The sequence below is a fragment of the Pseudomonas sp. GM60 genome (genome assembly GCF_000282415.1).
Taxonomy (GTDB): Bacteria; Pseudomonadota; Gammaproteobacteria; order Pseudomonadales; family Pseudomonadaceae; genus Aquipseudomonas; species Aquipseudomonas migulae.
In genome coordinates, this window is the sequence record NZ_AKJI01000149.1 from 20763 (window position 1) to 27307 (window position 6545).

Below are 6545 nucleotides of genomic sequence, written 5' to 3' on the forward strand. Positions count from 1 at the left end.
CGAGCAGGCTCGCTCCCACAGGATTTTCGATACTCCTGTAGGAGCGAGGCTTGCCCGCGAAGGCGGTGTCACTGTCGCCGCAAAACTCAACTACTCAACTCCCGCACCTCGGCATGCGGCACCATTTTCAGGAACTCCGGCACGCTCATGTGCAGCAGGTTGTTGTGGTTGCCGGCCTCCAGGTAGATGTCTTTCTGCCGGGTCAGCAAGGGGTCGATGACCATGTCCAGGCCATAGGACTCACCCAACGCCGGCACCGCGCCGCGTTCGCAGTCATCGAACAGATGCGCCAGGGTGCTTTCCCGGGTGATCTGCCACTCGCCGCTGCTGCGCACTTTGCTCAGGTCCAGGTGACAACTCGCCGGCAGCACGGCCATCAGGAAATGACCGTGGTGGTCGTCGAGGATCACCGATTTGGCCACCCGTTCGGCAGGAATGCCCGCGACCCGCGCCGTTTCAAGGCTACTGGCCGAGTGTGGGTGGGTAACGATGTCAAATTCGCAGTGCGCCTTTTCCAGGCTGCTCTGCACGGTTCTTGCCATACGCATGATGCACCTCGGTGTCCGCAACAACGTTCACGGACTATGAATAAACCTGTTCTCACCATTGAAAAGTCTAGGCCCGCTGGCGTCTTCGCGCGGGAAATCTGCCCGCCGGAACACCGTCGACAACTGTACAAAATTCGTACAATCCACAGCTCGACTAGACTGTATTTAGCGATGGGCGTCAGCGGGAACGCGGACTGAACGGATGGGCGAGGCGCTCTCAGGTTCATCGTCGGAACGCCGCCCGGAACAGGCTCGCTCCTACAAGGAGGGTCAAGTGAACATTCGTTGCTGTGCAGTCGCATTACTGTTGGCCCTGAGCGGGTCGGCGTTTGCGGCAGACACAATCGTGCTGATTCCCAACCCCATCGGAATCTGGCTGATCACATTCGGCATCGCGTTCCTGATCGCCGAAGCCGCCTTGCCCAACTACGGCGTGATCGGGTTGGGCGGGATTGTGATGTTCGTCATCGGCGCGGTGATCCTGAGCAACACCGAAGTGCCTGTGCCGTTGATGATCGGCCTGGGGCTGATCAGCGCGTTGTTGTTGATATTCCTGGTGATCCACGCCCTGAAAACCCGACCGCGCCAAATCGTCAGTGGCGATGCCGGACTGGTGGGCAGCGTGGCCCCGGTGATGTCGTTGCAGCCCGGCAATGCCTGCAACGGCTGGGTGCACCTGCAAGGCGAAAAGTGGCAAGTACTCAGCGCCACGCCACTGCAACCCGGGCAACAGGTCCGGGTGGTGGCACGCAAGGGATTAGTGCTGAAAGTGGCCGCGGCTGACGCGGCGCCGGATGGAGAATAACCATGGGCCTGCAACTGGGTTTTGCCGCGCTGCTGCTGTTGGTGATTGCACTGGCGGGATCGACTTTTCGCATCCTGCGCGAATACGAGCGCGGGGTGGTGTTCCAGCTCGGTCGTTTCTGGCAAGTCAAAGGCCCCGGCCTGATCCTGCTGATTCCGGTGGTCCAGCAAATGGTCCGCGTCGACTTGCGTACCGTGGTGCTCGACGTGCCACCTCAAGACGTGATCACCCGCGACAACGTTTCGGTCAAGGTCAATGCGGTGCTGTACTTCCGCGTGCTCGACCCGCAGAAGGCGATCATCCAGGTCGAAGATTTCCTGATGGCCACCAGTCAACTGGCCCAGACCACCTTGCGCGCGGTGCTTGGTAAACACGAACTCGATGAACTGCTGGCCGAGCGCGAACGGCTGAACATCGACATCCAGCAAGTGCTCGATGCGCAGACCGACGCCTGGGGCATCAAGGTCGCCAACGTCGAAATCAAGCACGTAGACCTCAACGAATCGATGGTCCGCGCCATCGCCAAGCAGGCGGAAGCCGAGCGGGAACGTCGGGCCAAGGTCATCCACGCCGAAGGCGAATTGCAAGCCTCGGAAAAACTCATGCAGGCCGCCGAAATGCTCGGCCGTCAGCCGGGCGCCATGCAATTGCGGTACATGCAAACCCTGAGTTCGATAGCCGGGGACAAGAGTTCGACCATCGTTTTCCCGCTGCCCATCGAGCTGCTCAAAGGCATGGCGGATTTGTCGAAACCTTGAACAATCAGCCTTTGGGCAACACGGCGCACTCGCCGAGCCAGGTCAGTAAACGATCCAGACAGGCCTCGACCGACTGCGCCCCGGTGTCGAGTATCAGCGCAGCGGACGGGGGCGGTTCATAAGGCGCTGAAACCCCGGTAAACCCGGCCAAATCACCGCGACGTGCGCGGGCGTAATGACCTTTGGGGTCACGCCGCTCGCACACCGCCAGTGATGCGCTGCACCAGACTTCGCGGTAATCCTCGCCCAGACGCGTGGCAAACAACTCACGCAACTCCAGCAACGGCGCGATCATCGCCAGAATCACGATGTGCCCGTTCTCCACCAGCAATGCCGCCACTTCGCTGGCACGGCGAATATTTTCCTGGCGATCGCTGTCAGCAAAACCCAGATCACGATTGAGCCCGACCCGCAGCCCATCGCCGTCGAGCACGACGCTCTGCACGCCGCGTTCGAACAATTCGGCGTGCAGCGCCTGGGCCAGGGTCGACTTGCCCGCCGCCGGTAAACCAGTCAGCAAAATCACCGTGCCGCGATGGCCGTTGCGGGCTTCACGTTGTGCCCGGCTGATGCTCGCCGTCGGCGCCTGCAGGTTATTGAGTCTGGACATGCGTCACCGGCACCGTGATGTCGCCCGCCGCCCACGCCGATTCGCGATTGGCCAACGCGGTGGCGATGGACTGGACTTCGGTGGACTGCACCTGGTCCGGCAGCGGATCGAGCCCCGCGCTGGCAAAAATCTGCCCGTACGCGTTGCGCAGATCGGCGTACGACAGGTCGCGGCGCAGATCGGCCTGCAAGGTGTTCAACTCGCCCTGAATCAAGTCCAGTTCGCCCAGCCCCGCCGCCTGATAGCGATTGCGCAGTTGGCCGACAATCTGCCCGTCAATGTCCGACAGTTGCTGATTGGTCTTGAACTGCCGCAGTGCCTCGCGGTAGTTGGCGTTGGCCACATAGAGCTGCGCCAGCACCGCAATCGACATGGCCTGGCGGCGCGCCGTGGCCACTTCTTCACCGGCCTTGGCGACGTTGATCGCAGCCGGCGCCGAGATCACGTTGAACAGGTTCCAGGTCACCTTCACGCCGTAGTCGGCCCAACCCTGCTCCACCAGGAAGGAGTTGCTGTCGTAATGCCCGCCAGCGGAGAACTCCAGCCCCGGCAGCAGACGCAGCATGGCTTTGCGGGTTTCGGCGGCGCTGATGCGGCTCTGGTAATCCTGCTCACGCAGTTCCGGGCGGCTGGTCAGGGCTTCCTGCTCCAGGCTGGCGAGGTCAACCTTGAGTTCCGGGATGACGTAGTCGTCCTGGGTCGCCAGGGTCAGTTCGGTACCCAGCGGCAGATTGATCAGGGTCGCCAGTTCGGTTTTCGCCAGCGACAGGGCGCGGCGCTGTTCTTCGAGTTGGCGCGTGGCTTCGATCAGCGAGCGTTGATATCCCAACGCCTGGATCGGATCGCCGATGCGCTGCTGGCTCATGCTCTGGCTGTTGCCGCGCGCGGTCTCGACCCGGGACATGAGGCTGTCGATCTGCTTGAGCAAGCGCTCGGCGGCCATGGCTCGCCAATAGGCCGAGCGCACGTCCTGAACGATGGTATTGATCACTTTGCGCCGGCGTTCCTGAACGATGAGCCGCTGGTCGCCCTGTTGCTTGGCGCTGATGTAGCTGACGCCGAAATCGAGCACGTTCCAGACCATGGTCAGGTCTGCCACTTCACGATCGCGGTCCTGTGAAGTCGACGGTTCCAACGACTGGGTGCCCGTCCGCACGCTCTGGCTGCTGGAGGCGCTGACGTTGTTGCGGCCGACATAACCGGCGTCCAGCGCCATGCGCGGCAGCATGTCGAAACTGGCGAGGTCGAGTTGGCGCTTGGCCAAGGCCTCTTCCATGATCTTGAGCCGGCCTTCGAGGTTGTACTTCACCGCGCGAGCCATGGCCTGATGCAGAGTCAGCGGACCGCTGAGCGGTTCCTGCCCCTTGTACATGCTTTGCAGATCGCTTCGGGCGCGCTGTTCGCTGACGCTGCGTTCGATCGGTTCACTTTTGACGGCACATCCACTGATCGCCAGCGCGAGCAGGCTGGCGACAAACAACTGCTGACTTCTCTTCATCCTTGACTGCCCCTGGGTGACGCACTGCTTTAAGTATTTCAGGCCTGCATTTCGCTGATGCCGGCCTGTTTCAAAGCAGCGGCCAGGTCGTTGACCTGCCGTTGCTCGGTATCTTTGAGCTGTTGCAATTGCTGGACGAGGCTCGGCGCGCCAAACACGCCGCGCAGCCCCTGTGAAACATCGCCGGCCTTGATCGAATGGTTGCCAAAGGAATTCAGCGAACCCCGCTCGTCGCCAACGTCCTGATTGAACAGAGTCGACAGCGTGCTGGTGCTGAACACCCCGCCATCGCCACCGCCAAAGCCGAGGAAGCCGTGGCCTGCACCTTCGCCGCCGCTGTCGCTGCTGCTGAACACCTGCGCGATGAAACTCTGCGCCAGCGCGCCGTTGTTCATGAAGATGTCGCCCAACGGCCGGATGCCGTTGCCGATCACCCGGCTCTCGAACAACGGAGCAAACGTCAGCGGCGAGCCCAGATCACCGGTAGGTGGAGTGAAGATGATCGGTTGCAATGGCACGTTCGGATTATCAGTCACAGTCACCGGGTCGCTGCTGAGGAATTCCGGATCCGGGGTCACCTGCACCGTAGCCGGCGCCACGACGCCTACTGCGTAATTGTTGGAGACTGACACGGTGGCCCCCGCGTTACCCGCCAGGTCGGTGACATTGCTTGTGTCGAGGGCGATGAAGTTGCTTGGGTCACTGACATTGGAAGTCGGCGTGAAGGTCGCGGTCCAGGTCTTGCCGCCGTCGCTGCTGCTCAGGTTGGACAAGTCGCCGTTGGTCACGCTCAGGTCCGACAGGTCGAAATTGCTCACGGCCTCGCTGAAGGTAAACGTCACCAGCGTGCTCTGGCCGGCAGCCATGCTCGGGTTGGCGACCACGATGCTCACCGTTGGCCGGGTTACGTCCAGGGCGTAGTTGTTGGAAATAGCGATGCTCGCGCCGGCATTCCCCGCGAGGTCCTGCAAGGTGCCGGTGTCGAGCACGATCAGGTTGGTCGCATCGTTGATGCCGGCGGTCGGCGTCAGGGTCGCGGTCCAGGTGATGCCGCCGTCGCTGCTGTTCAGGTTCGACAGCACACCGTTGGCCACGCTGATGTCCGATAGATCGAACCCACTCACCGCTTCACTGAAGGTGATGGTCACCGTGGTGGTTTCGCCGATGCCCAGGCGATTGTCGGCGACCACGATGGTGGCAGTCGGCAGCGCGGTGTCGATGGCGAAATTGTTGGAATCGGTGGTGCCCACACCGCTATTGCCCGAGGCGTTGGCCACGCCGGTGTTGTCGAGGCTAATCAGGTTGCTGGTGTCGGTGATACTCGACGTCGGGGTGAACGTCGCGGTCCAGGTGACGCCGCCATCGCCCGAAGACACGTTGCTGAGCGTGCCATTCGCAATCGTCAGATCGGCGTTGGAGAAACCGCTCACCGCTTCGCTGAAGGTGATGGTCACCGTAGCGGTTTCACCCGCCTTCAGCGCCGTGTCGGAGACCACAATGGTGGCTGTCGGCAGCATAGTATCGATCGTGAAGTTCGCCGAATTGGTGGTTCCGCTGCCCGTGTTACCGGCAATGTCGGTCACCCCGGTGTTGTTCAGGGTGATGAGGTTGCTGATGTCCTTGATGCCAACCGTCGGTGTGAACATGGCGGTCCAGGTGATGCCGCCATCGCTGCTGCTCACCGCGCTCAACGTACCGTTGGGAATGCTCAGGTCACTGTTGTCGAAACCGTTCACGGCTTCGCTGAACGTGATGGTCACCAGCGTGGTTTCACCCGCGCTGAGGGTGCTGTCGGCGACCACAATGGTCGCGGTGGGCCGGACTGTGTCGATGGTGTAGTTGTTGGAATCGGTGGTGCCTGAGCCCGAGTTACCGGCCAGATCCGCGATCCCCGTGTTGTTCAGCGTAATGAGGTTGGTCGCATCGTTGATGCTCGCGCTCGGCGTGAAAGTGGCCGTCCAGGTGATGCCGCCGTCGCTGCTGCTGACCGCGCTCAAGGTGCCGTTGGCAATCGTCAGGTCGGCGTTGGTGAAGCCAGTGACCGCCTCGCTGAAGGTGATCGTCACCAGCGAGGTTTGACCCAGCGCCAGCGTGGGGTCCGTCACAATGATCGTCGCCGTCGGGCGCACGGTGTCGATGGCGTAGTTGTTGGAGTCGGTGCTGCCGATGCCGGTGTTGCCCGAGCCGTTTTGTACACCGCTGTTGTCCAGCGTGATCAGGTTGGTGCTGTCAGTGATGGCGCTGGTCGGGGTGAAGGTCGCCGTCCAGGTGATGCCGCCATCGCTGCTGCTCACCGCCGTCAAGGTGCCGTTGGCGATGGTCAGGT

Annotated in this window: 6 protein-coding genes; 2 read left to right on the forward strand and 4 right to left on the reverse strand. The window is 61.8% G+C overall.

Annotated features, from left to right (window positions below):
• Window positions 1-86 precede the first annotated feature (86 nt).
• Window positions 87-548, reverse strand: a complete 462-nt coding sequence (locus tag PMI32_RS02445; protein ID WP_008034701.1) for an aminoacyl-tRNA deacylase — start codon at window positions 546-548, stop codon at window positions 87-89.
• 274 nt (window positions 549-822) lie between these two features.
• On the opposite strand from PMI32_RS02445, the gene PMI32_RS02440 reads away from it, so the two are divergent.
• Window positions 823-1353: an NfeD family protein gene (locus tag PMI32_RS02440; protein ID WP_032829178.1), complete on the forward strand. Its 531-nt coding sequence runs from the start codon at window positions 823-825 to the stop codon at window positions 1351-1353.
• Window positions 1354-1355: 2 nt separating this feature from the next.
• The gene (locus tag PMI32_RS02435) at window positions 1356-2111 is read left to right on the forward strand and encodes a slipin family protein (RefSeq protein WP_008034707.1); all 756 of its coding nucleotides are present in this window, start codon (window positions 1356-1358) and stop codon (window positions 2109-2111) included.
• A 4-nt stretch (window positions 2112-2115) separates the two neighbouring features.
• Here PMI32_RS02435 and cysC read toward each other — a convergent pair whose 3' ends face one another.
• The 3 genes from cysC to PMI32_RS02420 form a co-directional block, all read right to left on the reverse strand.
• Window positions 2116-2721: an adenylyl-sulfate kinase gene (gene cysC, locus PMI32_RS02430; protein WP_008034715.1), complete on the reverse strand. Its 606-nt coding sequence runs from the start codon at window positions 2719-2721 to the stop codon at window positions 2116-2118.
• Window positions 2705-4219, reverse strand: a complete 1515-nt coding sequence (locus tag PMI32_RS02425) for a TolC family protein (RefSeq protein WP_008034717.1) — start codon at window positions 4217-4219, stop codon at window positions 2705-2707. Before PMI32_RS02425 ends, cysC begins: the two co-directional genes overlap by 17 nt.
• Window positions 4220-4257: 38 nt before the next feature.
• The coding region (locus PMI32_RS02420) for an Ig-like domain-containing protein (protein WP_032829179.1) at window positions 4258-6545 on the reverse strand (2288 nt) is incomplete at its 5' end.